The sequence below is a fragment of the Streptomyces sp. NBC_01410 genome (assembly GCF_045040195.1).
GTDB lineage: Bacteria > Actinomycetota > Actinomycetes > Streptomycetales > Streptomycetaceae > Streptomyces.
In genome coordinates this window covers 3,229,302-3,253,891 of the sequence record NZ_CP109530.1, presented here as the reverse complement: position 1 = coordinate 3,253,891, position 24,590 = coordinate 3,229,302, and the positions used below count along the sequence as shown (strand labels likewise).

Sequence of the window (24,590 nt, the reverse complement as noted above, 5' to 3'; positions counted from 1 at the left end):
ATGGCCGGCCGAGAGCCTTCCGGTGGGCATCGTCCGGCACGCCTCAGGCGTCGAAGTCGTATTCCAGGACGTAGGCGGACGCATCCAGGACCATGTCGTTCACTTCGACGGCGCGCCCGTCCGCGGCGAGGGCCGTACGACATATCAGGACGACCGGTGTGCCCGCTGCCAGGCCGAGCCGGTCGGTTTCTTCCGCGGTGGGCATGCGGGAGCGGACTTCCTCGCGGAAGCGAACCGGCCTGGAGCCGATCTCGTCGAGCCGGGCGTAGATGCCGCCCGGTCCGGTGTCCGTACGCGTGATCGCTGTATCTGCTACAAGCTCGGCGTCGAGGTAGGAGGTGGCCAGCAGGATTGGCCTGCCGTCGAGTACGAACCTTCGTCGGCGTACGCACGCCCGCGCGCCGTCGACGAGGCCGAGGACGCGCGCGATTGCCTCGGGCGCGTCCTCCTCGGTCACCGAGATCGGATCGACGACCAGATCCCGGCCGTCGGCGTCAGCCGCCCAGACGGAGCGACCCTCGCCCCATAGCGCGGGTGAGAGCCGCTGGACGCTACGGCGTCGGACCGGCCTGAACTCCCGTACGAAGACACCGGCGCCCTTGCGTGCCTCGGCCAGCCCCTCCGACTGGAGAACGCCCAGCGCCTGCCTGGCCGTCATGCGGGCGACCTCGTAGGTGGCCATCAGGTCGTTCTCACCGGGCAGCCGATCGCCTGGACCGTACTCACCCGAATCGATGGCGGCCTTCAGCTCGGCGGCGATGCGCTGGTACTTGGGCTGTCGGCCGGCGCCCTGGCTCCCCATGGACGGTCCTCCCTGATCATCTCTAGACATCCTAGGCACCTTCCGCTGCCCATCACTCGCCACCGGTTAGGCACGGGGCGACCAGTCGTGGCTCAGCCGCAACATCGCGATGTCGGCTGGCGACTCCCGAGAAGTCTTCGCAGCGCCGGGCGGGCCCGAGCGCTGCTGCGCAAGCAGCTCTCCGTGTGGGAGGTCGGGGACGAAGCGGCCGACACCGCCGAGCTGTTGCTCTCGGAACTGGTCACCAACTCCATCCGGCACGCCCGCCCGCCGGCCGGACGCGACATCGGTGTGCGGCTCGCGCGTTCCGACGGGATGCTGCGCGTCGAAGTGGCCGATGCCAACAACCGTCGCCCAGAACCTCGTTCGGCCGGTGCCGACGATGAAGGCGGCCGAGGCCTCTTCCTCGTCATCGGCCTCGCGGAACGCTGGAGCTGCTGCCCACGACGCCACGGCATCGGCAAATCCGTCTGGGCGGAACTGAAGACGGGGTGATCCTGGCGCAGCCGGTAGCCGCACCTGCCGGAATGCCCCCGCCTCACCCCTGCCGCGGTGGCGCCGTCGACGACCGTGCCATCAGTTCCGCCGCGATCGTCGCGATGCCGCCTGGCGGTGGGGCCTCCTTGCCCATCGCCAGGCGGCCCGCCCGGGCCCCCGCCTCGTACAGCGGCAGCCGGACCGTCGTCAGCGCGGGTGCCGCGTCGATCGAGAAGGGGAGGTCGTCGAAGCCCGCGACCGAGATGTCCTCGGGGATGCGCAGGCCCTGGTCGCGCAGGGCCGCGCAGGCGCCCAGTGCCACGGTGTCGTTCGCCGCCACGACGGCGGTCAAACCGGGGTCGCGGCGCAGCAGTTCGAGGGTCGCGTCGTAGCCGGAGCGGCGGGCGTACGGGCCGTGGACCGTGAGCCGGTCCTGGTCGCCGTCGATGCCCGCCGCGGCCAGTGCCGCCCGGTGGCCCTCCAGCCGGTGCCGGGTCGTCGTGCGCTCGGTCGGCCCCGCCACGTAGCCGATCCTGCGGTGTCCGAGCGCGACCAGATGTTCGGTGAGCCGCCGCCCGCCGCCCCGGTTGTCGAAGGCGAGCGCGGCGACGATCGCCTCGCTGCCCGGCAGCGGCGGCCGGCCGCAGAGTACGACCCGCGTGCCGGCGTCCGCGAGCTTGGCCAGTTTCAGGCTCATCGCCGCGATGTGGTCCGGGTCCTCCATGGCGCCGCCGGTCAGGACGACGGCCGCGGCGCGCTGGCGCTGGAGGAGGGTGAGATAGGTGAGTTCGCGCTCGGGGGAGCCGCCGGTGTTGCAGACGACGGCCAGTTTCTCGCCGCCCGCGCGCCCCGAACCCTCCTGCCCGCCGATCTCGGTCTGGGCGGCCCCGGCCATGATCCCGAAGAAAGGGTCGGCGATGTCGTTGACGAGGATGCCCACCAGATCCGAGGTGGCCGCCGCCAGCGAGCTCGCGGGCCCATTCAGGACGTAGTCGAGCTCGTCAACCGCTCGCAGCACGCGTTCCCGCGTTGACGCCGCGACCGGGTAGTTGCCGTTGAGGACACGGGAGACGGTGGCCGGGGACACCCGGGCGCGTGCCGCCACATCCGCCAGGGTGACTGTCATCGCTTTCCTCCGCGGGAGACGAGAAGGGGCCCTTGTCCGGGCCGCTGTGGGCAGGCTAGCGTCCTACCGTGTAGAAAGCGCTTGCTACCCGCGTATCAGCGGAAAACGGCCGTAATGAGGGAAAGCGGAGGCGACTTCATGACACGCAGGACAGTGCGGATCGCCATGAACGGCGTCACGGGGCGGATGGGCTACCGCCAGCACTTGGTGCGCTCCCTCCTCGCGATCCGCGAACAGGGCGGCCTCGACCTCGGCGACGGCGACGTCCTGTGGCCAGAGCCCGTCCTCGTCGGCCGCCGCGAGCACGCCCTGCGTCAGATCGCCGAACGCCACGGCCTCGCCCATGTCTCCACCGACCTCGACGCCGTACTCGCCGACGACAGCATCGACATCTACTTCGACGCGCAAGCCACATCCGCCCGCGCCCCTGCGATCAAGCAGGCCGTAGCGGCGGGCAAGCACATCTACACAGAGAAGCCGACCGCCACCGATCTCGCGGGCGCGCTGGAACTGGCCCGTCTCGCCGACGCCGCCGGCATCAAACACGGCGTCGTCCAGGACAAGATCTTCCTGCCGGGCCTGCTGAAACTGAAGCGCCTCGTCGACGGCGGCTTCTTCGGCGAGATCCTGTCCGTACGCGGGGAGTTCGGCTACTGGGTCTTCGAGGGCGACTGGCAGGAGGCGCAGCGCCCGAGCTGGAACTACCGCGCCGAGGACGGCGGCGGCATCGTCGTCGACATGTTCCCGCACTGGGAGTACGTACTGCGCGAGCTGTTCGGCCGCGTCACCAGCGTGACGGCGCAGATCGCCACACACATCCGGCGGCGCTGGGACGAACGCGGCAAGCCGTACGCCGCGACCGCCGACGACTCCGCTTACTGCATCTTCCAGCTGGAGGGCGGTGCCGTCGCCCAGATCAACTCCTCCTGGGCGGTACGGGTGACGCGCGACGAACTCGTCGAGTTCCAGGTCGACGGCACGCACGGCTCGGCCGTCGCGGGCCTGCGCCGCTGCCGCGCCCAGCACCGTTCCGCGACCCCGAAGCCCGTCTGGAACCCGGATCTGCCCGCCGCGGAGACCTTCCGTGACCAGTGGCAGGAGGTGCCGGACAACGGGGAGTTCGAGAACGCGTTCAAGGCGCAGTGGGAGCTGTTCCTGCGCCATGTCGCGCTCGGCGAGCCGTACCACCGGGACCTGCTGGCGGGCGCGCGCGGCGTGCAGCTCGCCGAGCTCGGGCTGAAGTCGTCGGCCGAGGGCCGCCGCTTCGACGTGCCGGAGCTGTCGCTGTGACGATCAGGCTCCTGGACCGGGTGTACCAGCCCCGCACCGAGCCGCCTGTGTTCGCGGGTGGGGCCGCGCTCACCTCCCGTACGGTCTTCGCGGCGGCGCATGTCGTGGCCGACCCGTACGCCGATGTCTCGCCGGACTCGCCCGCCGCCGTCGACTGGGACGCCACGCTCGCCTTCCGGCGCCATCTGTGGTCGCACGGCCTCGGAGTCGCGGAGGCCATGGACACGGCGCAGCGCGGCATGGGTCTCGACTGGGCGGGCGCGGCCGAGCTGATCCGGCGCTCGGCGGCCGAGGCCAAGGCGGTGGGCGGCCGCATCGCCTGCGGGGTCGGCACCGACCAGCTGACCGGCCCGGCTGATCTGCGGGCCGTCCGTACGGCGTACGAGCAGCAGCTCGCACTCGTCGAGGAGACCGGCTCACAGGCGATCCTGATGGCCTCGCGGGCGCTGGCGGGCGCGGCCGGGACCCCGGACGACTATGTGGCCCTCTACACCCACCTGCTGCGCCAGGCCTCCGAGCCGGTGATCCTGCACTGGCTGGGCCCGATGTTCGACCCGGCCCTGGAGGGGTATTGGGGCTCGTCGGACCTGGACGCGGCGACGGGGACGTTTCTGGAGGTCATCGCGGCGCACCCCGACAAGGTCGACGGCATCAAGGTCTCGCTGCTCGACGCGCAGCGCGAGATCGACCTGCGACGGCGGCTGCCGGAGGGTGTCCGGTGCTACACCGGCGACGACTTCAACTACCCCGAGCTGATCGCGGGCGACGAACACGGCTTCAGCCACGCGCTGTTGGGGATCTTCGACCCGCTCGGTCCCCTGGCCGCCCATGCGGTACGGGTCCTCGACACCGGCGATGCCGTCGGCTTCCGCGCACTCCTCGACCCGACCGTCGAGCTGTCCCGGCACGTGTTCGAGCCGCCGACGCGCTTCTACAAGACGGGCGTGGTGCTGCTGGCCTGGCTGGCGGGGCACCAGTTGCACTTCACGATGGTCGGCGGCCTGCAGTCGGCGCGCTCGCTGCCGCACCTGTGCCGGGCGTACGAACTGGCCGACGGCCTTGGACTGTTCCCGGATCCCGGGCTGGCGGAACACCGTATGAAGTCCCTGCTCACGATGTACGGAGCCGACCGGTGACGACGGACTTGACGCGCCTCAGCATCAACCAGATGACGGTCGAGCAGCTGCCCCTGCCCGAACTCACCGAGGCGTGCCGCGCACTGGGCATCGGCGGGGTGGGCCTATGGCGCGCACCGGTCCAGGCGTACGGCGTCGACGCGGCCGCCAAGCTCGTACGGGACGCGGGGCTTGCGGTCACCAGCCTGTGCCGCGGCGGCTTCCTCACCGCGACCGACCCGGCGGAACGGGCCCGCGCCCTGGCCGACAACCGCACGGCGATCGAGGAGGCCGCGGCCCTCGGCACGGACACCCTGATCCTGGTATCGGGCGGCCTCCCACCGGGCAGCCGTGACCTGCCGGGGGCGCGCGAACGCATCGCGGACGCGCTCTCGGTCCTGGCCCCATACGCGGGGGAGCGGGGCGTACGCCTGGCGATCGAGCCGCTGCACCCGATGTTCGCGTCGGACCGCTGCGTGGTCTCCACCCTGACCCAGGCCCTGGACCTGGCGGAACGCTTCTCGTCGGACCAGGTGGGCGTGGCGGTGGACACGTACCACATCTGGTGGGACGACACGGCCCCGTCGGCAGTTGCCCGCGCGGGCGCGTCGGGCCGCATCCACGCCTTCCAACTGGCGGACTGGATCACCCCGTTGCCGTCAGGCGTCCTGCACGGCCGGGGCCAGCTGGGCGACGGCGCGGTGGACCTGCGCGAGTGGAGGGAACGGGTAGACGCGGCGGGGTACGGCGGGTCGATTGAAGTGGAGCTGTTCAACGAGGGGTTGTGGGCGAGGGACGGGGTGGAGGTGCTGCGGGAGACGGTGGGGCGGTACGCGGAGCACGTGGCGTAGGGGGCAGTCCTTGGGAGCTGGCGGCCCCGGGCGCGCCGTCAGGCCCGCGGCGACGGCGATGTGGCCCCGGGCGAGAGGCCGGGGGACCCGATCCCGAGCACGGCTCCGGTCGACTCCGCGGCGCGAAGATGCTGCTCGCGGCGTTCGCAGCCTCCCGCTCAGCGGTACGGAGTCGGGTCTGGGCGGGGCTTCCGGGCCCCCGCCCCCGGGCGCGAAGCTGCCGATCCGCGCGTTCTCCCGGACTCCCGCTCAGCGGTACGGAGTCGCGGCTGGGCGGGCGCTCCCAGCCTTCCGGCCCCCGGCACGAAGCTGCCGGTCGGCGAGCTCTCCCGGGCTGCCGCCCCTGGTGTGGGCTTCCGCCCCCGCGAGCACTGTCCCGGTCTGCCGCCCGGGCCGGGCCCAGCCTCCCGCCCCCGTGGCGCGCGGTGCCGCGCCGCCGAGGGCTCCCGGAACTGCGGCTCACCCCACGGCGCGTAGCTGCCGCTCCGGGGGCTGGGGGCGTCAGCCCCCACGCTCCCCGGGGTCTGGGGGCTGCCCCCAGTTTCGGGAAGGGGCGGGGTGGGGGACCAACACACCCGCACCCCGACCCACGTCCAGGGCGAAACGCAACGATCACCCCATTTAGTCGGCATTCCGAGATTCCGCAAAAATAACTGCCCGCAGTCGTGCAACCCTTTCCCCGTGACGCGAGTCGTACCTGTCATCAAGGCTCCCGGGGGGATCTGGGGGGATTCGGGGAGCCATTGATGGAGGGGGAGTTCGAGGGGCCCGGTCGGTCGACCGGGCCCCCTTGGCCTGGCCGGGCACCACCCGTCGCGGCACCTGCCAGGACGCCGCCCGCCCGCCGGGCCGGAGTTGTCCACAGGCCGCCCGCACTGTCGGACCCCGGCTGTAGCGTCGGATCATGTCCAATCTGGCAGTGCTCGAAGGGGTCCTCGAGCGGATCACGTACGCCAATGAGGAGAACGGCTACACGGTCGCCCGCGTCGACACCGGCCGCGGCGGCGGTGATCTCCTCACGGTGGTCGGCTCGCTGCTCGGCGCGCAGCCGGGCGAGTCCCTGCGTATGGAGGGCCGCTGGGGCTCCCATCCCCAGTACGGCAAGCAGTTCACGGTCGAGAACTACACCACCGTCCTCCCGGCCACCATCCAGGGCATACGCCGCTACCTCGGCTCCGGCCTGATCAAGGGCATCGGCCCGAAAATCGCCGAGCGCATCGTCGATCACTTCGGTGTCGACACCCTCGACATCATCGAGCAGGAGCCGAAGAAGCTCATCGAGGTCCCCGGACTCGGCCCGAAGCGGACGAAGTTGATCGGCGCCGCCTGGGAGGAGCAGAAGGCCATCAAGGAGGTCATGATCTTCCTTCAGGGCGTCGGCGTCTCGACCTCCATCGCGGTGCGTATCTACAAGAAGTACGAGGACGCCTCGATCTCGGTCGTGAAGAACCAGCCGTACCGCCTGGCCGCCGACGTATGGGGCATCGGCTTCCTCACGGCCGACAGGATCGCGCAGGCGGTCGGCATTCCGCACGACAGCCCTGAGCGGGTCAAGGCGGGCCTGCAGTACGCCCTGTCGCAGTCCACCGACCAGGGGCACTGCTTCCTGCCCGAGGAGCAGCTGATCGCGGACGCGGTGAAGCTGCTCCAGGTGGACACCGGCCTTGTCATCGAGTGTCTCGCCGAACTCGCGGGCGACGAGGAGGGGGTCGTCCGGGAGCAGGTCCCGGCCCCCGACGGCGGCGAGGCGCTGACCGCGGTCTATCTCGTCCCCTTCCACCGCGCCGAAATCTCGCTCGCGGCTCAGCTGAAGCGTCTGCTGCGTACCGCCGAGGACCGGATGGCGGCTTTCCATGACGTCGCGTGGGACAAGGCGCTGGCCTGGCTGGCCGAGCGGACGGGCGCCGAGCTGGCGACCGAGCAGGAGCAGGCGGTCCGTCTCGCGCTCACCAGCAAGGTGGCCGTCCTCACCGGAGGCCCGGGCTGCGGCAAGTCGTTCACGGTCCGCTCCATCGTGGAGCTGGCCCGCGCCAAGAAGGCCAAGGTCGTGCTCGCGGCCCCGACAGGGCGCGCGGCCAAGCGTCTGGCCGAGCTCACCGGAGCCGACGCCTCCACCGTGCACCGGCTGCTTGAGCTCAAGCCGGGCGGGGACGCGGCGTACGACCGGGACCGGCCCCTGGACGCGGACCTGGTGGTGGTCGACGAGGCGTCGATGCTCGATCTGCTGCTGGCCAACAAGCTGGTCAAGGCGGTAGCCCCCGGCGCGCATCTGCTGCTGGTGGGGGACGTCGACCAGCTGCCGAGCGTCGGCGCGGGCGAGGTGCTGCGCGATCTGCTCGCGGACGGCGGCCCGGTGCCCAGCGTCCGCCTCACCCGGATCTTCCGCCAGGCCCAGCAGTCAGGTGTCGTCACCAATGCCCATCGCATCAATTCCGGTGTCCAGCCCATCACTTCGGGGCTCTCGGACTTCTTTCTCTTCGTGGAGGAGGAGACGGAGGACGCGGGCAGGGTCACCGTCGATGTGGCCGCCCGCCGGATTCCTGCCAAGTTCGGCCTCGACCCACGGCGCGATGTGCAGGTCCTCGCGCCGATGCACCGCGGCCCGGCCGGCGCCGGCACGCTCAACGGGCTGCTTCAGCAGGCGATTACCCCCGCGCGGCCGGACCTCCCGGAGAAGCGCTTCGGCGGCCGGGTCTTCCGGGTCGGCGACAAGGTCACCCAGATTCGCAACAATTACGAGAAGGGCAAGAACGGCGTCTTCAACGGCACGGTCGGCGTGGTCACCTCGCTCCAACTGGACGATCAGCGGCTGACGGTGCTGACGGACGAGGACGAGGAGGTTCCGTACGACTTCGACGAGCTGGACGAGCTGGCCCACGCCTACGCCGTGACCATTCACCGCTCGCAGGGCAGTGAATACCCCGCGGTGGTGATCCCTGTCACCACAGGAGCGTGGATGATGCTGCAGCGGAACCTCCTGTACACCGCGGTCACCCGGGCGAGGAAACTCGTCGTGCTGGTCGGCTCCCGTAAAGCGATAGGACAGGCAGTGCGCACCGTTTCCGCAGGCAGACGCTTCACCGCGCTCGACCACCGGCTGACCGGCGGTTGACACGCACGGCTCGGCCGGCCGGGGGAAGTCACCCGGCCCCGAGGGGTGGGAAACACCACCCCGGTTTCCGGAACCTGGGCGAACGGGGCAAGATGAGCAGGTTGGCGGCACTGAGTGCCGCCAGTAGGCCCAATGGTCGACCCCGAGTGCACTCTCCTGAGCCAAATGGGGGATGGTAGAGACAGTCAGGGCACCTCGAAGAAGAGGCACTACGTCGGTGAGGGATGACGTGAGCGACAACTCTGTAGTACTGCGGTACGCGGACGGTGAATACACCTACCCGGTGGTCGAGAGCACCGTCGGCGACAAGGGCTTCGACATCGGGAAGCTCCGAGCCAATACCGGTCTGGTCACCCTGGACAGTGGATACGGCAATACCGCCGCCTATAAATCCGCTATCACCTACCTCGACGGCGAGCAGGGCATCCTGCGCTACCGCGGCTACCCGATCGAGCAGCTGGCCGAACGCTCCACCTTCCTCGAGGTGGCGTACCTGCTGATCAACGGCGAGCTTCCGACGGTCGACGAGCTGGCGGCCTTCAAGGGTGAGATCACCCAGCACACGCTGCTGCACGAGGACGTCAAGCGGTTCTTCGGCGGGTTCCCGCGCGACGCACACCCGATGGCGATGCTGTCCTCGGTGGTCAGCGCGCTGTCGACGTTCTACCAGGACAGCCACAACCCGTTCGACGAGAAGCAGCGTCACCTCTCCACGGTCCGGCTGCTCGCCAAGCTGCCGACGATCGCGGCGTACGCGTACAAGAAGTCGATCGGTCACCCCTTCGTCTACCCGCGCAACGACCTCGGGTACGTGGAGAACTTCCTGCGGATGACCTTCTCGGTCCCCGCGCAGGAGTACGACCTGGACCCGGTCGTGGTCTCGGCGCTCGACAAGCTGCTGATCCTGCACGCGGACCACGAGCAGAACTGTTCGACCTCCACCGTGCGTCTGGTCGGCTCCTCGCAGGCGAACATGTTCGCCTCGATCTCCGCCGGTATCAGCGCCCTGTGGGGCCCGCTGCACGGTGGCGCCAACCAGTCGGTGCTGGAGATGCTCGAGGGCATCCAGGCCAACGGCGGCGACGTGGACTCCTTCATCCGCAAGGTGAAGAACAAGGAGGACGGCGTCCGGCTGATGGGCTTCGGCCACCGCGTCTACAAGAGCTTCGACCCGCGCGCGAAGATCATCAAGGCCGCGGCGCACGATGTCCTCTCGGCGCTCGGCAAGTCCGACCAGCTGCTGGACATCGCGCTCAAGCTGGAGGAGCACGCGCTCTCCGACGACTACTTCGTCTCGCGCAACCTCTACCCGAACGTGGACTTCTACACCGGTCTCATCTACCGGGCCATGGGCTTCCCGACCGAGATGTTCACCGTGCTCTTCGCCATCGGCCGGCTCCCGGGCTGGATCGCCCAGTGGCACGAGATGATCAAGGAGCCGGGTTCCCGCATCGGCCGCCCGCGCCAGATCTACACCGGCGAGGTCCTGCGCGACTTCGTCCCGGTCGAGGCCCGCTGACACCGCGTCCGCGGCGGTCGGCGGCGGGCGGTCCTGGCAGTAGATGGAGCCGGTGACCGTACCCCGCTGAACGCGGCCGCACAGAACGCGGAAAGCGCCCCGCTGCCGATCCCCCCACGGGTCGGCGGGCGGGGCGCTTCCCATATCCCCGGAGCGGATTCCCCCCACGGGATCCGGCCGGGCGCCTGCTGGCTGCAGGAGCTCCTCACGCGGTCTGCCGGGGTACGTACGCACGGGAGGGCCGCTCAAAGCTCCCCGGGCACGTGCCCCGGCCAACGCTTGCCTGGGACGTCCCCCAAGACATCCCATGAACGTCCCCCAAGACGTTCTCGGCATCGCCAATCTAGACTCGCGAGGAGCCTTAATGGTTACCCCTCAATATCTGTGATCTAGGTCTCCTTGTGAAGGTCTTGTGACCTATTTGTAGTCACGAGAAGGAGCGCAGGCGGAGGCTGTTGGTGACCACAAATACGGACGAAAGGGCCATGGCGAATCCGGCGATCATGGGGTTGAGCAGGCCTGATGCCGCGAGGGGCAGTGCGGCGACGTTGTAGCCGAAGGCCCAGTAAAGATTCTCTTTGGTCGTTGCCGGCGTCCGGCGTGCGAGACGGATCGCGTCGGCGGCAACCCTCAGATCCCCACGTACGAGTGTCAGGTCACCGGCCTCGATCGCCGCGTCGGTGCCCTTGCCCATCGCCGGCCCCAGGTCGGCCGTGGCGAGCGCGGCCGCGTCGTTGACGCCGTCCCCGACCATCGCGACGCCCCGGCTCTCGGCCTTGCGCCGGGCGGTCGGGGGTCGTGCTCAGGCCTGGCCGACGAGCTCGTACCCGGCCTCGTCGACAGCCCCGCGTACGGCGGTCTCCTCCAGCGGGGCGTCGGAGACGACCGTCACCTGGCCGGTCGCGGCGACCGCCTTTACCGAGGTGACGCCCGGGAGTTCGGAGATCTCTTCGGTGACGGCGCCTTCGCAGTGGCCGCAGGTCATGCCGGTGACCTGGTAGACGGTGGTGACGCCACCGATCTGCACGTCGGCCGCACCGTCGTGACAGGAGCCGGTCGACGAGCAGCAGGAGCCGGTCGCCTGGGCGGTCTCGGTGTTCGTCTCGGCGGTCATGGCGTTCTCCTCTTCGAGCGTGCAACACGTACGAGTTCATGGTGGCGCCGGAGGTCCACGGGAATACCGAGGCTCCCCGACACTCGCCAGACTATACCCCTAGGGGGTATTAGTGCGAATGTGCGCCCGGCTCCGCGTCGCGCTGCTCCTCAGCCCCCTGTCCGGCCGGGCAGAACCCGACGATGGGGGCCAGGTAGCGGAACAAGACCTTCTTGATCTCGTCGATGTAGGCCTGCCGCTCCTCCCCCTCATGGGCTAGGACCAGATCGAGGCCCGCCTTGAAAATGGCGAAGATCATGGTCGCGATGAGGGAGAGCTCGGCGGGTGGGGCGTCGGGGAGGAAGCTCGCGACGATCTCCTCGATCCGCGTGAGCAGCACGGCGTGCAGAGCGTCGAACTCCTGGGTGATCTGGCCCGGTACGTCCGGGCCGTGCACCAGGACGGCGAAGGCCGGGTTCTCGTGATTGAAGGCGAAGAGCGGGTCGAGGACCGCGTCCAGCAACTGGTCGAGCGGCAGGTCCAGATTGGCGGCGGTCAGAGCCGCGCCGTGGGACTCGCGCCACCGCTCAAGGAGCCGGCCGCCAAGCTCGACGGCGATGGCCTCCTTGTTCGGGAAGAACTGGTAGAGCGTGCCGGGGGAGACGCCCGCCTCGCGGGCGATGGCGTTGGTGCTGGCCGCGGTGTAGCCGCTGGTGCAGAAGACGCTGGCCGCGGCGTCGAGGAGCTGGGCGATACGGCGCTCACCGCGGGCCTGCCGGCGGCGCGGCTTGGCGGTGGGCGGGTGCTTGGCGGTGGGCGGGTGCTCGCCGATCGCGGCGGTGGCGGGCTCGGCCGGGGCGCGACGGGCGGGCCGGGTTGCGGGCGGCTCGGCCTTGGCGTGCTTCGTCGGCGCGTGCTTGGTCGGCTCGGGCTCGGAGGTCGCGGCGCGGGTGCGCCGGGTGGTGGCGGGCTCGGCGGTCGCGGCGGGCTCCGGCGTCGTGGGCTCCGGCACGTGAAATCCCCAGCTTCCTCAAGCGGTTGACAAACGCGAGTGGTCGCTCGCATTCTTGATTAATGCGAGCGATAGCTCGTGTTTGCCAGTCTATGGCAATGGTCGACCCATGCTGCCTGCCAGGAAGCCAGCGCATGGGCCACGGTGAAGGGGACACCGCACCATGTCCGAAGTCAACAGCGCGCCTCCCCTCGGGGGATGGACCCGCTTCGTCACCGCGCGCCCCCGGCTCTCGCTGCTCGCCGCCCTCGTCCTCACCGCGCTCGCCGTATTCGCCGGCAGTTCAGTCGCCGAGCGCATGGGCAGCGGTGGCTGGGCGGACCCGTCCGCCGAGTCGACGTATGCCACCAAGGCGCTGGAGCGAGAGTTCCCCGCCTCCCAGCCGAACGTGCTGCTGCTCGTGGACAGTGGGCGGGCAAGCGTGGACGACCCAGTGGTCGCCGCCGAGGGACGGCGGCTGGCGGAGCGGCTGGCCGCCGAGAAGGACGTCACGGGCGTCGGTTCGTACTGGCAGACGGGCTCGCCCGCGCTGCGTGCCCAGGACGGTCGGCAAGCCCTGATCGCAGCCCGCATCCAGGGCGACGAGAAGGCCGCGGCCGAGGTGCTGCAGCGGATAGCGCCCGACTTCCGCGGGGCACACGGCCCGGTGGACGTCTCGATCGGCGGCCCTGTCGCCGTCCAGCACGAGATGACGACGATCATCCAGGACGACCTGCTGCGGGCCGAGATGATCGCCCTGCCGGTGACGCTGGTGCTGCTGGTGATGGTGTTCGGCAGCGCGATCGCCGCGCTGCTCCCGCTGGGAGTCGGCATCGTCGCCATCCTGGGGACCAATGCCGTACTGCGCGGCATCACCGAGTTCGCCGATGTCTCGGTCTTCGCACAGAACCTGACCACGGCCCTCGGTCTCGGACTCGCCATCGACTATGCCCTGTTCATCGTGCGCAGATTCCGCGAGGAGCTGGCCGCGGGGGCAGAGGTGCGGGAGGCGGTGGGCATCACGCTGCGCACGGCGGGGCGCACGGTTCTGTTCTCCGCGCTGACCGTGGCGGTTTCGCTGGCCGCGATGCTGGTCTTCCCGCAGTACTTCCTGCGGTCCTTCGCCTATGCCGGGATAGCGGTCGTGCTGCTGGCGGCGGGCGCCGCGCTGATCCTGCTGCCGGCCGCGCTGATGCTCCTGGGGCATCGGGTCAACGCGCTTGATCTGCGCCGCCTGTTGCGGCGGGGGCGCGGCAAGGGGGCTGCGGGTGCGGACCGGGATTCCGCTGAGACCGGTGCGGGATGGGGGCGCTTCGCGGGCCTGGTGATGCGCCGCGCCCCGCTCTTCGCCTTCGCCACCGTTGCGGGACTGGTGCTGCTCGGACTGCCCTTCCTGGGCGTGAAGTTCGGTACGCCCGACGACCGCCAACTGCCCTCGACCGCCGAATCGCATGTGGTCCAGCAGCAGATACGGGACGGCTTCCCCGGCAGCCCCGCCGGTGGCCTCGAAGTCTTCGCCGAGGACGCCGAGGACACAAAGTCCGGCACGACACCCGCCGAGTACGCCGACTACCGCGCTCGAATCGCCGCCCTGCCGGGTGTGCTGCGGGTCGACGGACCTGTCGCCGCGAACGGTTCGGCCTACTTCACGGTCCAGCCCAAGGGTGAGGCGGTCGGCCGGGAGGCCCAGCGGCTCGTGCACGAACTGCGTGATGTCCCGGCCCCGTTCGAGACCTCGGTGACGGGCAGGGCGGCGGTGCTGGAGGACTCCAAGGCGGCCATAGCGGACCGGCTGCCGCTGGCGCTGGGGATCATCGCCGTGGTCACCCTGCTCCTGGTCTTCCTGCTCACCGGCAGTGTGCTGATCCCGATCCAGGCGGTCGTGCTCAACGCCCTCAGCCTGACAGCGATGTTCGGTGCGGTCGTCTGGGTCTTCCAGGACGGCAACCTCTCCGGAGTGCTCTCGTTCACCTCCACCGGGGACATCGAGACGACGCTGCCCGTGCTGATGTTCTGCATCGCCTTCGGGCTCTCCATGGACTACGGCGTCTTCCTGCTCTCCCGTATCAAGGAGGAGTACGACCACACGGGCGACCATGAGCACGCTGTGAGGTTCGGCCTTCAGCGCACCGGCGGACTGATCACCGCGGCGGCCGTGATCTTGGCGGTCGTGATGGTGGGCATCGGCACCTCACGGGTGACCAACACCAAGATGCTCGGTCTCGGCATCGCGCTGGCCGTGCTGATGGACGCCATGGTGGTGCGCAGTCTGCTGGTCCCGTCGGTGATGAAACTGATGGGCGCCTCGACCTGGTGGGCGCCCGGGCCGCTGCGCCGCTTCCACCAGCGGTTCGGACTGAGTGAGGGCGAGATATCCCGGCCCGTGCCGCAGCCGAAGACGGACCCGGCCACGGAGCCGAAGGCGGACCCGGGACCGGAGACGGACCCCGACGCGGTGCGGGACAAGGTCGAGGCCTGAGGCCGCGAGCACGCCGGAGCCCCGCATCAGGGGGGCGGGGCTCCGGTGGTGCAGGTCCTGTCAGCGGGCCCGTTTCGGCGGGGCCCGCCGGTCCTCACTCCCGACGACCCCTGTTCCCGGGGCGATTGGCGACCCACGCACGGATCGTGTCCGCGTACCAGTAGGGCTTGCCGGTCTCCACATGGTCGGGCGGCGGGAGAAGGCCGTGCTTGCGGTACGAACGGACCGTGTCCGGCTGCACCTTGATATGCGCGGCGATCTCCTTGTACGACCAGAGTCTTCTGTCCGTCATATGTGTGGCACCTCCCTGCGTGCGCGGCAGCGGCAGCCGGGGGGCTGTCGGGGGAGCTGCGGCGCGGACGCTGGCGATCACTGAGCCTGTGCCCGTTGAACGACTGCGGGTGACGGGAGGGGTGGGCCTGTTGATCGGCTGTGACGGAAGACCCGCGTAATGGAGACATGCGTGATGAGCTGGCGACAACCGTGACAGAAGTGGTGCCTGGGCGTCAGGCACCGCACGAGCGCAGGAAACGGCGTGTCCGCCGGGCAATCGGGAAGGGTTTGTCGGGCGGGCAGGGATACATGTCCTGCTCGACGATGGCGAAGAGTTCGACGTCAAGCGCCTGGGCCGCGGCAAGTACGGGCTCCAGCGCGGGCACCCCGGCCGGCGGCTCACACATCACACCGCGGCCGACGGCCGGCCCGAACGGCACCTCGTCCGCGACCACTTCGGCGAGGATCTCCGGATCCACCTGCTTGAGATGGAGGTAACCGATCCGCTCGCCATAGGTCTCGATCAGCTTGACGCTGTCGCCGCCGCAGTAGGCGTAATGCCCGGTGTCCAGGCAGAGCGAGACGAGCGAGGGGTCGGTGGCGTCGAGGAAACGGTTGACGTTCTCCTCGCTGTCGATATGCGTGTCCGCGTGCGGATGGACGACGATCTTCAGCCCGTAGCGCTCGCGCACCTCGCGGCCCAACCGCTCTGTCTGAGTGGTCAGATCGCGCCATTGTGCGGGGGTGAGGGTCTTGTCCTCCAGCACCTGGCCGGTCTTGTCGTCGCGCCAGAAGGAGGGGATGACGACCAGATGCTCCGCGCCCATCGCCTGTGTCAGGGCCGCGATGTCCGCGACATGTGCCCAGGTCCTGTCCCAGACGGCGGGCCCGTGGTGCAGGCCGGTGAAGACAGTTCCGGCCGAGACTTTCAGGCCGCGCCGGGCGGTCTCCTCGCCGAGGCGGGCGGGGTCGCTCGGGAGATAGCCGTACGGGCCGAGCTCGATCCATTCGTAGCCGGCCTGGGCGACCTCGTCGAGGAAGCGCTGCCAGGGGACCTGCTGGGGGTCGTCGGGGAACCACACCCCCCAGGAGTCGGGGGCCGAGCCGACCCGGATGCGGTTCAGGGAGGGGACGGATGAGGTCATGCCGGCCAGCTTTCCGGCCGCCGGAGAAGGGTGTCAAGACTTCGTCCGAATGTAAGGACAAAATGTTGACAGGGCTCAGGATGGAGCACTAGACCTGGGTGCAGCCGGCGTCGAACCGAAGGGACGCGCATGCCTCAGCCGTACGACGTGATCACGATGGGACGTATCGGGGTGGACCTCTATCCGCTGCGGACCGGGGTCCCTTTGGCGCAGGTCGACACGTTCGGAAAGTTCCTCGGCGGCTCGGCCACGAATGTCGCGGTCGGGGCGGCCAGGCTCGGCCGGCGGACGGCGGTGATCACCCGCACCGGTCAGGACGCCTTCGGGGACTATCTCCACCAGGCGCTGGGGGAGTTCGGCGTCGACGACCGCTGGGTGACGCCGGTGGCCGAATACCCGACCCCGGTCACCTTCTGCGAGATCTTCCCGCCGGACGACTTTCCCCTCTACTTCTACCGGCAGCCCAAGGCCCCCGACCTCGAGATCCACGAGCACGAGCTGGACCTGGCGGCCATTCGCGAGGCGCGCGTGTTCTGGATGACCGGGACCGGTCTGTGCGCGGAGCCGAGCCGTACGGCGACGCTGGCCGCGCTCGCCCACCGGGACCGGTCCGGGACCACCGTCTTCGACCTCGACTGGCGGCCGATGTTCTGGAAGCACCCGGACGAGGCGCGGCCGTACTACGCCGAGGCGCTCGCGCACGCCACCGTCGCCGTCGGCAATCTGGAGGAGTGCGAGATCGCCACCGGCGAGAGCGAACCGTATGCCGCGGCCCGCGCGCTGATGGCCGCAGGGGTCGAACTCGCCGTGGTCAAGCAGGGGCCCAAGGGGGTCCTCGCCGTCCACCGGGACGGCACGCAGGCCGAGGTTCCGCCGGTCCCGGTCGAGGTGGTCAACGGGCTCGGCGCGGGAGACGCGTTCGGCGGGGCCCTGTGCCACGGGCTGCTGTCCGGCTGGGAGTTGGAGCGCATCATGCGGTACGCCAATGCCGCAGGAGCGATTGTCGCCGCGCGCCTCGCCTGCTCCACCGCGATGCCCTACGCCGCCGAGGTCGACCGGGTCCTCTCCGGTGACCCGGTCCCGCCGTCCCCGACCCCACCGCCGTCGCGGCCCGTGCCCGGGCCGGTCCCACCGCCCGGCGAGGCGCCCGTGCCCGGGCCGGTCCCGCCCGGAGCCCTGTCGTGAGCCCCGTCGACATCGCCGAGCTCGTCGGGATCCGCACCCGCCACCCCGAGGCCGTCGCCGAAGCCGCATCCCGGCGGCGCAGGCGGCCCCGGCTCATCGGCGAGAGCGGACGCCTGATGATCATCGCCGCCGACCATCCCGCCCGCGGAGCCCTCGCCGTCGGTGAGCGTCCACTCGCCATGGCCAACCGCCTCGACCTGCTCGAACGGCTCTGTCTGGCGCTCTCCCGCCCCGGCGTTGACGGTGTCCTCGCCACCGCCGACATACTCGACGACCTGCTCCTCCTCGGCGCACTCGACGACAAGGTCGTCATGGGCTCGATGAACCGCGGCGGCCTGGCCGGCGCCACCTTCGAGCTCGACGACCGGTTCACCGGGCACCGCCCCCAGGACCTGGACCGCCTCGGATTCGACGCGGGCAAGCTGCTGCTCCGTATCGACTACGAGGACCCGGGTTCGCTCGACACTCTGTACGCCACCGCCCGGGTCGTCGACGAGATGGCGGAGCGTCAGCTTCCCGTCTTCGTCGAGCCGTTCATCTGTCACCGGATCGACGGACAGCTCCGCAACGATCTCAGCGCCGAAGCAGTCACCCGGTCGATAGCGATCGCGTCCGGGCTTGCAGGCACTTCCGCGTACACCTGGCTGAAGGTCCCTGTCACCGACGACCCCGACGACATGGCGTCGGTGATGGAGACCTCCACCCTGCCCGCGGTCCTTCTCGGGGGAGAGATCGGCGACGACCAGCACGGCGCGTACGAGAAATGGCGTGGTGCGCTGCAACTGCCCACCGTCCAAGGACTCGTGGTGGGACGCTCGCTGCTCTATCCGGTCGACGGAGACGTCGCCGGTGCGGTCGATACGGCCGTAGGACTGCTGTAGGGGGTACGGAGAAGTCATGAGCGACCACGACGTCCAGAAGCAGTACCTGCGGGCGGGCAGTACGGCCGACGGGCCCTATGCCCTCCGGATCGATCCGGAACAGGCCGGCTGGGGATACTCCAGCCTGCGCGTACTGGAGCTGAAGCCGGGCGGTTCACACTCCCTCGTTGCCGGGGACAGTGAGTGGATCGTGCTGCCGCTCAGCGGCGGTTGCACGGTGCAGACACAAGGCGAGATCTTTGAACTGCAGGGCAGAGAAAGCGTGTTCGGCGGAGTGAGTGACTTCGCCTATGTCCCGCGAGATGCCCATGCACAGATCGCCTCCGGTGCGGGAGGCCGCTTCGCCCTGGCAGGAGCGAAGTGCGAGCGACGACTCCCCGCTCGCTACGGCCCCGCGCCGGAGGTTCCGGTCGAGCTGCGCGGCGCGGGCAGCTGCTCGCGCCAGGTCAACAACTTCGCCGCGGCCGACACCTTCGACTGCGACAAGCTGATCGCGGTCGAAGTGCTCACACCCGGCGGGAACTGGTCCTCGTACCCGCCGCACAAGCACGACGAGCACCGCCCCGGCGCGGAGTCCGAGCTCGAGGAGATCTACTACTTCGAGATCGACCACGACGGCATCGGCTACCACCGCGTCTCCCCGTCGAGGCCCGGCGGTACGGACGTGCTGGCCGAGGTCCGCACCGGCGACGCGGTTCTCATCCCCGACGGCTGGCACGGCCCGTCCATCGCCGCGCCCGGCCGCGACATGTACTACCTCAATGTCATGGCGGGCCCGGGCACCACCCGGGAGTGGCTGATCTGCGACCACCCGGACCACGGCTGGATCCGTGACACCTGGCCGGCGCAGCCCGTCGACCCCCGCCTTCCCCTGTACGAAGCCGGAACCGAAGAGGGTGCCCGATGAGCAGTACGCGCCGACTCACCGTCGCCCAGGCCCTCGTCGCCTTCCTCGCCCGCCAGTACAGCGAGCGCGACGGCCGTCGCCACCGCCTGATCAACGCCACCTGGGGCATCTTCGGCCACGGCAATGTGGCCGGACTCGGCCAGGCGCTCCTGGAGTTTGGAACAGACATGCCGTACATCCAGGGCCGCAACGAACAGGCGATGGTGCACGCCGCCGTCGGCTACGCCCGCCAGTCACGGCGCCTCTCCGCCCACGCCGTGACCACCTCCATCGGCCCCGGCGCCACCAACCTCGTCACCGGCGCGGCGCTCGCCACCATCAACCGGCTGCCCGTCCTGCTGCTGCCCGGAGACATGTTCGCGACCCGCCCCGCCGACCCGGTCCTCCAGCAGCTCGAACTCCCCTACGCGGGCGATGTGTCGGTCAATGACACCCTGCGACCGGTCTCGCGCTACTTCGACCGGGTCACCCGTCCCGAGATGCTCATTCCGGCTGCCCTGCAGGCGATGCGCGTCCTCGCCGACCCGGCCGACACGGGAGCCGTGACGCTGGCACTGCCGCAGGACGTGCAGGCCGAGGCGTACGACTGGCCGGAGGACTTCTTCGCCGAGCGCGTCTGGAAGGTGAGCCGCCCCAGGCCCGATCTGGACGCCCTCGAAGCGGCCCGCCGCGCGGTGGCATCCGCCCGCCGCCCTCTGATCGTCGCGGGCGGCGGCGTCCACCACAGCGAGGCCGAGGAAGCGCTGCGGTCCTTCGCCGGCGCCACCGGCATCCCGGTCGCCTCCACCCAGGCAGGCAAGGGGTCGCTGCCCCACGACCACCCCTGTGACGTCGGCGGAATCGGCCACACCGGCACCGCCACGGCCGACGAGCTCGCCCGTACCGCTGACCTCGTGATCGGCATCGGCACCCGCTGGTCCGACTTCACCACCGCCTCCGCGACCCTCTTCCAGAACCCCGCCGTCCGCTTCCTCAACATCAACATCACCGCCTTCGACGCCCACAAGATGGCCGGACTCTCCCTGATCTCGGACGCCCGCACCGCCCTGGACGAACTGGCCGCGGCGCTCGGCACCCGCTTCCGCGTCGAGCCCGCCTACGCGACGGAGTACGGCGACGACAAGGAGCGCTGGGAGCACCGCGTCGATGCCGCCTACGAGGCCGAGGACCCGGACACCCGCCCCACCCAGCCCCAGGTGCTCGGCGCACTCGACGCGCTGGTCACCGGCGACGACATCCTGATCAACGCGGCGGGCTCGCTCCCGGGCGACCTGCACAAGCTGTGGCGCGCCCGTTCCGCCGACCAGTACCACGTCGAGTACGGCTACTCCTGCATGGGATACGAGATCCCGGCGGCCATCGGTGTCGGCATGGCCGCGCCGGGACGACCGGTGTGGGCGCTCGTCGGCGACGGTACATATCTGATGAACCCCACCGAGATCGTCACCGCCGTACAGGAGAACGTCCCGATCAAGGTGATCATCCTGCAGAACCACGGATACGCCTCGATCGGCGGCCTGTCCGAGTCGGTCGGCGGCGAGCGTTTCGGCACCGCCTATCGCCACCGCTCCGCCGACGGTACGTACACCGGCGCCCCGCTCCCCGTCGATCTGGCCGCCAACGCCGCCTCCCTCGGGCTGCGCGTGATCCGCGCCAAGACAGTGCGTGACCTGCGCGAAGCGCTCGCCGAGGCGCGTGAGGCGGACGTCCCCACAGGTGTCTACGTCGAGACCGAAACGGCAGACACTGTGTCGGGCGCGCCACCGGCGCAGGCGTGGTGGGATGTTCCGGTGGCCGAGACCGCGACCCGCCCGTCGGCGGTCAAGGCCCGGGAGGAGTACGACCGGCAAGTCTCAGCCCGACGCCGCCATCTGTGACGCCGCCATCTGCGAAGGAGCACGAAATGAAGACCGTCAACCACTGGATCGGTGGCAAGACCGTCGAGGGCGCGTCAGGCAACTGGGGCCCGGTCACCGACCCGGCGACCGGCGCCGTCACCACCCAGGTCGCCCTCGCCTCGGCGGAGGAGGTCGACGCCGCCGTCAGCGCGGCGAAGGAGGCGTACGCCACCTGGGGCACGTCATCGCTCGCCCAGCGCACCTCCATCCTCTTCCGCTACCGCGCCCTGCTCGACGCGCACCGCGACGACATCGCCGCGCTGATCACCGCCGAGCACGGCAAGGTCCACTCCGACGCGCTCGGCGAGGTCGCCCGCGGTCTGGAGATCGTGGAACTCGCCTGCGGCATCACCACCCAGCTCAAGGGCGAACTGTCCACCCAGGTCTCCAACCGGGTCGACGTCTCCGCGATCCGCCAGTCGCTCGGTGTCGTCGCCGGCATCACGCCGTTCAACTTCCCGGCGATGGTCCCGATGTGGATGTTCCCGCTGGCGATCGCCTGCGGAAACACCTTCGTACTGAAGCCCAGCGAGAAGGACCCCTCGCCCGCGAACTTCCTCGCGGAGCTGGCCGCCGAGGCGGGCCTGCCCGACGGCGTGCTCAATGTCGTCCACGGCGACAAGGTCGCGGTCGACGCGCTGCTCACGCACCCGGACGTCGCCGCGGTCTCCTTCGTCGGCTCCACCCCGATCGCCCGCTACATCCACGCCACCGCATCCGCCAACGGCAAGCGCGTCCAGGCGCTCGGCGGCGCGAAGAACCACATGCTGGTCCTGCCCGACGCGGACCTGGACACGGCCGCGGACGCGGCGGTCTCGGCGGCGTACGGTTCCGCGGGCGAGCGCTGCATGGCGATCTCCGCGGTCGTGGCGATCAGCTCCATCGCCGACGAGCTGGTGGACAAGATCCGCGAGCGCGCCGAGAAGATCAAGATCGGCCCCGGCAACGACCCCGTGTCCGAGATGGGCCCCCTGATCACCAAAGCCCACCGCGACAAGGTCGCCACCTATGTCACGGGCGCGGCGGCCCAGGGCGCGGAGGTCGTACTCGACGGCACCGGCTACACGGTCGACGGCTTCGAGGACGGCCACTGGATCGGCCTGTCGCTGCTCGACAAGGTCTCCACGGACTCCGACGCGTACCGCGACGAGATCTTCGGCCCGGTGCTGTGCGTGCTGCGCGCGGACACCTACGAGGAGGGCCTGGCCCTCATCAACGCCTCCCCGTACGGCAACGGCACGGCCATCTTCACCCGCGACGGCGGCGCCGCACGCCGCTTCCAGCTGGAGGTCGAGGCGGGCATGGTCGGCGTGAACGTGCCGATCCCGGTCCCGGTGGGCTACCACTCCTTCGGTGGCTGGAAGGACTCGCTCTTCGGCGACCACCACATCTACGGCAACGACGGCGTGCACTTCTACACCCGCGGCAAGGTCGTCACCACCCGCTGGCCGGACCCGTCGGAGGGCCACATCGGCGTGGACCTGGGCTTCCCCCGTAACCACTGACGGCCGTCCCATAATTCGGTGGTCCGGCCGCCGCGGCCGGACCACCCTGGGTCCATGCAAGAACCGCAGCGCCGTATCCGAGCGCTCCACACCGAATCCACGGTCACCGTCTACCAGGCGTACCCTCCGACCATCGGCCTCCCGGCCGCCCGCGACGGACGCTTTCCCGCAGCCTGGAAGCGGGACCGGATGACCTGGATCAAGCCCTCGTTCCTCTGGATGATGTACCGCTGCGGCTGGGGCGCCAAGGAGGGGCAGGAGACGGTCCTCGCCGTCGAGATCAGCCGCGACGGCTTCGAGTGGGCGCTGCGCAACGCCTGTCTCTCGCACTACGACAAAGATGTGCACCCCGACCAGGCAGCCTGGAAGCGGGAGTTGAAGCGTGCGCCCGCCCGGGTCCAGTGGGACCCCGAGCGCGATCTGCGTCTGAATGCGCTGCCGTACCGCTCGCTCCAGCTCGGTCTGGCGGGCGATGCCTCACGGCTGTACGCCGACGAGTGGACTGTCTCGATCAGGGATGTGACCCCGCTCGCGCACCGGATCCACGCCCTCGTACGAGACGGTGAACTGGACGCCGCGGGCAGGCTTATGCCCGAGGAGCGCCCGTACCCGGCCGGGCAGGAGCTCCTCGGGCAGTTGACCGGTCAGAAGAGCCGGCTCGGCTAGAACAGCGAGTACAGCAGCCTGTTCGGGGAACCGGTCCGTGGGTCCTGGACCTTGCCCGTCGTCGCGCCGTTCACGATCGCGTCCCTGACCTGCGCCGGGGTCGCCGTCGCGTGCGTCGCCAGATACAGCGCCGCGACGCCCGCCGTGTGCGGCGTCGCCATCGACGTGCCCGAGATCGTGTTCGTGGCCGTGTTGCTGTCCTTCCACGACGACGTGATGTTCACGCCCGGTGCGAACAGGTCAAGGCACGTCCCGTAGTTGGAGAACGACGCCCTCCGGTCCGTGTTGTCCGTCGCGCCGACCGTGATCGCCTCGGGGACTCGGGCAGGCGAGTAGTTGCACGCGTTCGCGGGAAGGCCCAGGAAATTGCCGTTGCCCGCCGCGATCGCATAATTGACGCCCGAGGCGATGGACTTCTTCACCGCGTTGTCCAGCGAGGTGTTCACCCCGCCGCCCAGGCTCATGTTGGCCACGGCCGGCTTCTTCGCGTTGGCGGTCACCCAGTCGATGCCCGCGATGACCCCGGCCGTCGTCCCGGAGCCCTGGCAGTCCAGGACGCGTACGGCGACGAGCTTGACGGCCTTGGCCACGCCGTACGTCTTGCCGCCGACCGTGCCTGCCACATGCGTGCCGTGGCCGTTGCAGTCCTGGCCGTTCTGGCCGCCGCCCACGGTGTCCGTGCCGACGCTCGCGCGGCCGCCGAACTCGGTGTGGGAGGTGCGGATCCCGGTGTCGATGATGTACGCGTTCACGTTCGACGCGGTGGTCTTGTAGGTGTACGACTTCGACAGCGGCAAGCCGCGCTGGTCGATACGGTCGATGCCCCAGGTCGGGTTGGCCTGGGTGTCGTTGAGGCGGACCGTGGCGTTCTGCTCGACGTACGCCACGCGCGGATCGGCGGCGAGCTTTGCCGCCTTGTCGCCGGACATGGTCGCGGAGAAGCCCTGGAGGACGCTGCGGTAGGTGAGTTTCGGTGTGACGCCCAGATCGGCGGCGCGGGTCGAGCCGTCCTTCAGGGCGACAATCCAGCTGTTCTGTATGGCAGTTGCAGTGGGAGCGAGACGAAGATCGCCGAGGGGCGCGCTCTGCGCGGTGGGGGAGGCGGCGAACTGGAGACCGGCGGCAAGGGCGAATACGGGTATCAGCGCCCCGAAGCGTCGGGCAGTGGCTCTCATCTCGTGCACCTACCTTTCGTTGACCGATGACGGACAAGTACGGGCGTGCATGGTGCCAGGAGCTGCATATGCGCTGACCAGGGTCTCGTGACGTGACCTG

General features: G+C 69.9%; 20 protein-coding genes and 1 pseudogene. 13 read left to right on the top strand and 8 right to left on the bottom strand.

Features of this window, described 5'->3' with window-relative positions; translation table 11 throughout:
• Positions 1-43: 43 nt before the first annotated feature.
• A complete protein-coding gene (locus OG741_RS14820; RefSeq protein ID WP_405597888.1) occupies positions 44-802 on the bottom strand; it encodes a GntR family transcriptional regulator in 759 nt (252 codons plus the stop codon).
• An 87-nt stretch (positions 803-889) separates the two neighbouring features.
• Here OG741_RS14820 and OG741_RS14815 point away from each other — a divergent pair, with 87 nt between their 5' ends.
• Positions 890-1,297, top strand: a complete 408-nt coding sequence (locus tag OG741_RS14815; RefSeq protein ID WP_405597886.1) for an ATP-binding protein — start codon at positions 890-892, stop codon at positions 1,295-1,297.
• A gap of 43 nt (positions 1,298-1,340) precedes the next feature.
• Here the strand turns inward: OG741_RS14815 and OG741_RS14810 are convergent, their stop codons facing one another.
• Positions 1,341-2,405: a LacI family DNA-binding transcriptional regulator gene (locus OG741_RS14810; RefSeq protein ID WP_405597884.1), complete on the bottom strand. Its 1,065-nt coding sequence runs from the start codon at positions 2,403-2,405 to the stop codon at positions 1,341-1,343.
• Between the two features lie 138 nt (positions 2,406-2,543).
• On the opposite strand from OG741_RS14810, the gene OG741_RS14805 reads away from it, so the two are divergent.
• The 5 genes from OG741_RS14805 (at position 2,544) to OG741_RS14785 (ending at position 10,292) form a co-directional block, all read left to right on the top strand.
• Entirely contained in the window at positions 2,544-3,695 is a 1,152-nt protein-coding gene (locus tag OG741_RS14805) for a Gfo/Idh/MocA family protein (protein WP_405597882.1), read from the top strand.
• A complete protein-coding gene (locus OG741_RS14800; RefSeq protein WP_405597880.1) occupies positions 3,692-4,831 on the top strand; it encodes a dihydrodipicolinate synthase family protein in 1,140 nt (379 codons plus the stop codon). Before OG741_RS14805 ends, OG741_RS14800 begins: the two co-directional genes overlap by 4 nt.
• 32 nt (positions 4,832-4,863) lie before the next feature.
• Positions 4,864-5,661: a sugar phosphate isomerase/epimerase family protein gene (locus tag OG741_RS14795; protein WP_405605564.1), complete on the top strand. Its 798-nt coding sequence runs from the start codon at positions 4,864-4,866 to the stop codon at positions 5,659-5,661.
• A 904-nt stretch (positions 5,662-6,565) separates the two neighbouring features.
• Complete coding sequence (locus OG741_RS14790; protein ID WP_405597878.1) at positions 6,566-8,773, top strand: ATP-dependent RecD-like DNA helicase; 2,208 nt, start codon at positions 6,566-6,568, stop codon at positions 8,771-8,773.
• 229 nt (positions 8,774-9,002) lie between these two features.
• Positions 9,003-10,292 (top strand): citrate synthase, encoded by a 1,290-nt coding sequence (locus OG741_RS14785; protein ID WP_324978645.1) that lies wholly within the window; start codon positions 9,003-9,005, stop codon positions 10,290-10,292.
• A 427-nt stretch (positions 10,293-10,719) separates the two neighbouring features.
• On the opposite strand, the pseudogene OG741_RS14780 reads toward OG741_RS14785, so the two are convergent.
• From OG741_RS14780 to OG741_RS14770, 3 genes and pseudogenes are all read right to left on the bottom strand, one after another.
• Positions 10,720-11,076, bottom strand: a pseudogene (locus OG741_RS14780) (heavy metal translocating P-type ATPase); the annotation flags it as partial.
• 18 nt (positions 11,077-11,094) lie between these two features.
• Positions 11,095-11,406 (bottom strand): heavy-metal-associated domain-containing protein, encoded by a 312-nt coding sequence (locus OG741_RS14775; RefSeq protein WP_405597875.1) that lies wholly within the window; start codon positions 11,404-11,406, stop codon positions 11,095-11,097.
• A 109-nt stretch (positions 11,407-11,515) separates the two neighbouring features.
• Positions 11,516-12,217 carry a TetR family transcriptional regulator gene (locus tag OG741_RS14770; RefSeq protein ID WP_405605562.1) on the bottom strand — a complete coding sequence of 234 codons (702 nt, stop codon included), beginning with the start codon at positions 12,215-12,217 and terminating at the stop codon, positions 11,516-11,518.
• A 343-nt stretch (positions 12,218-12,560) separates the two neighbouring features.
• Here OG741_RS14770 and OG741_RS14765 point away from each other — a divergent pair, with 343 nt between their 5' ends.
• A complete protein-coding gene (locus OG741_RS14765; protein ID WP_405597873.1) occupies positions 12,561-14,855 on the top strand; it encodes an MMPL family transporter in 2,295 nt (764 codons plus the stop codon).
• Positions 14,856-14,949: 94 nt separating this feature from the next.
• Here the strand turns inward: OG741_RS14765 and OG741_RS14760 are convergent, their stop codons facing one another.
• Positions 14,950-15,147: an AlpA family transcriptional regulator gene (locus OG741_RS14760; protein WP_266476241.1), complete on the bottom strand. Its 198-nt coding sequence runs from the start codon at positions 15,145-15,147 to the stop codon at positions 14,950-14,952.
• A gap of 214 nt (positions 15,148-15,361) precedes the next feature.
• The gene (locus tag OG741_RS14755; RefSeq protein ID WP_405597871.1) at positions 15,362-16,273 is read right to left on the bottom strand and encodes a sugar phosphate isomerase/epimerase family protein; all 912 of its coding nucleotides are present in this window, start codon (positions 16,271-16,273) and stop codon (positions 15,362-15,364) included.
• A gap of 129 nt (positions 16,274-16,402) precedes the next feature.
• Here OG741_RS14755 and iolC point away from each other — a divergent pair, with 129 nt between their 5' ends.
• The 6 genes from iolC to OG741_RS14725 are packed head-to-tail and all read left to right on the top strand — an operon-like array spanning position 16,403 to position 23,315.
• Complete coding sequence (gene iolC, locus OG741_RS14750; RefSeq protein WP_405597869.1) at positions 16,403-17,458, top strand: 5-dehydro-2-deoxygluconokinase; 1,056 nt, start codon at positions 16,403-16,405, stop codon at positions 17,456-17,458.
• Positions 17,455-18,339, top strand: coding sequence for a deoxyribose-phosphate aldolase (locus OG741_RS14745; protein ID WP_405597867.1), 885 nt, complete (start codon positions 17,455-17,457; stop codon positions 18,337-18,339). Before iolC ends, OG741_RS14745 begins: the two co-directional genes overlap by 4 nt.
• A gap of 16 nt (positions 18,340-18,355) precedes the next feature.
• Positions 18,356-19,246 (top strand): 5-deoxy-glucuronate isomerase, encoded by an 891-nt coding sequence (gene iolB, locus OG741_RS14740; RefSeq protein ID WP_405597865.1) that lies wholly within the window; start codon positions 18,356-18,358, stop codon positions 19,244-19,246.
• Entirely contained in the window at positions 19,243-21,123 is a 1,881-nt protein-coding gene (gene iolD, locus OG741_RS14735) for a 3D-(3,5/4)-trihydroxycyclohexane-1,2-dione acylhydrolase (decyclizing) (protein ID WP_405597863.1), read from the top strand. The genes iolB and iolD overlap by 4 nt, the downstream gene beginning before the upstream one ends.
• Before the next feature lie 26 nt (positions 21,124-21,149).
• On the top strand, positions 21,150-22,649 hold the full coding sequence (locus tag OG741_RS14730; RefSeq protein WP_405597861.1) for a CoA-acylating methylmalonate-semialdehyde dehydrogenase: 1,500 nt from the start codon (positions 21,150-21,152) through the stop codon (positions 22,647-22,649).
• Between the two features lie 54 nt (positions 22,650-22,703).
• A complete protein-coding gene (locus OG741_RS14725) occupies positions 22,704-23,315 on the top strand; it encodes a DUF4291 domain-containing protein (protein ID WP_405597858.1) in 612 nt (203 codons plus the stop codon).
• Here OG741_RS14725 and OG741_RS14720 read toward each other — a convergent pair.
• Positions 23,312-24,499 carry a S8 family peptidase gene (locus OG741_RS14720; RefSeq protein ID WP_405597856.1) on the bottom strand — a complete coding sequence of 396 codons (1,188 nt, stop codon included), beginning with the start codon at positions 24,497-24,499 and terminating at the stop codon, positions 23,312-23,314. The two genes, OG741_RS14725 and OG741_RS14720, sit on opposite strands and share 4 nt — an antisense overlap.
• Positions 24,500-24,590 lie beyond the last annotated feature (91 nt).

What these genes read in the sequence shown, in the direction of transcription:
- OG741_RS14805 (WP_405597882.1), top strand. Translation starts at nt 2,544, where the DNA reads ATGACACGCAGGACAGTGCGGATCGCCATGAACGGCGTCACGGGGCGG.
- OG741_RS14810 (WP_405597884.1), bottom strand. Translation starts at nt 2,405, where the DNA reads ATGACAGTCACCCTGGCGGATGTGGCGGCACGCGCCCGGGTGTCCCCG.
- iolD (WP_405597863.1), top strand. Translation starts at nt 19,243, where the DNA reads ATGAGCAGTACGCGCCGACTCACCGTCGCCCAGGCCCTCGTCGCCTTC.
- OG741_RS14795 (WP_405605564.1), top strand. Translation starts at nt 4,864, where the DNA reads ATGACGGTCGAGCAGCTGCCCCTGCCCGAACTCACCGAGGCGTGCCGC.
- OG741_RS14765 (WP_405597873.1), top strand. Translation starts at nt 12,561, where the DNA reads ATGTCCGAAGTCAACAGCGCGCCTCCCCTCGGGGGATGGACCCGCTTC.
- iolB (WP_405597865.1), top strand. Translation starts at nt 18,356, where the DNA reads ATGAGCGACCACGACGTCCAGAAGCAGTACCTGCGGGCGGGCAGTACG.
- OG741_RS14775 (WP_405597875.1), bottom strand. Translation starts at nt 11,406, where the DNA reads ATGACCGCCGAGACGAACACCGAGACCGCCCAGGCGACCGGCTCCTGC.
- OG741_RS14755 (WP_405597871.1), bottom strand. Translation starts at nt 16,273, where the DNA reads ATGACCTCATCCGTCCCCTCCCTGAACCGCATCCGGGTCGGCTCGGCC.
- OG741_RS14790 (WP_405597878.1), top strand. Translation starts at nt 6,566, where the DNA reads ATGTCCAATCTGGCAGTGCTCGAAGGGGTCCTCGAGCGGATCACGTAC.
- OG741_RS14730 (WP_405597861.1), top strand. Translation starts at nt 21,150, where the DNA reads ATGAAGACCGTCAACCACTGGATCGGTGGCAAGACCGTCGAGGGCGCG.
- OG741_RS14725 (WP_405597858.1), top strand. Translation starts at nt 22,704, where the DNA reads ATGCAAGAACCGCAGCGCCGTATCCGAGCGCTCCACACCGAATCCACG.
- OG741_RS14760 (WP_266476241.1), bottom strand. Translation starts at nt 15,147, where the DNA reads ATGACGGACAGAAGACTCTGGTCGTACAAGGAGATCGCCGCGCATATC.
- iolC (WP_405597869.1), top strand. Translation starts at nt 16,403, where the DNA reads ATGCCTCAGCCGTACGACGTGATCACGATGGGACGTATCGGGGTGGAC.
- OG741_RS14820 (WP_405597888.1), bottom strand. Translation starts at nt 802, where the DNA reads ATGGGGAGCCAGGGCGCCGGCCGACAGCCCAAGTACCAGCGCATCGCC.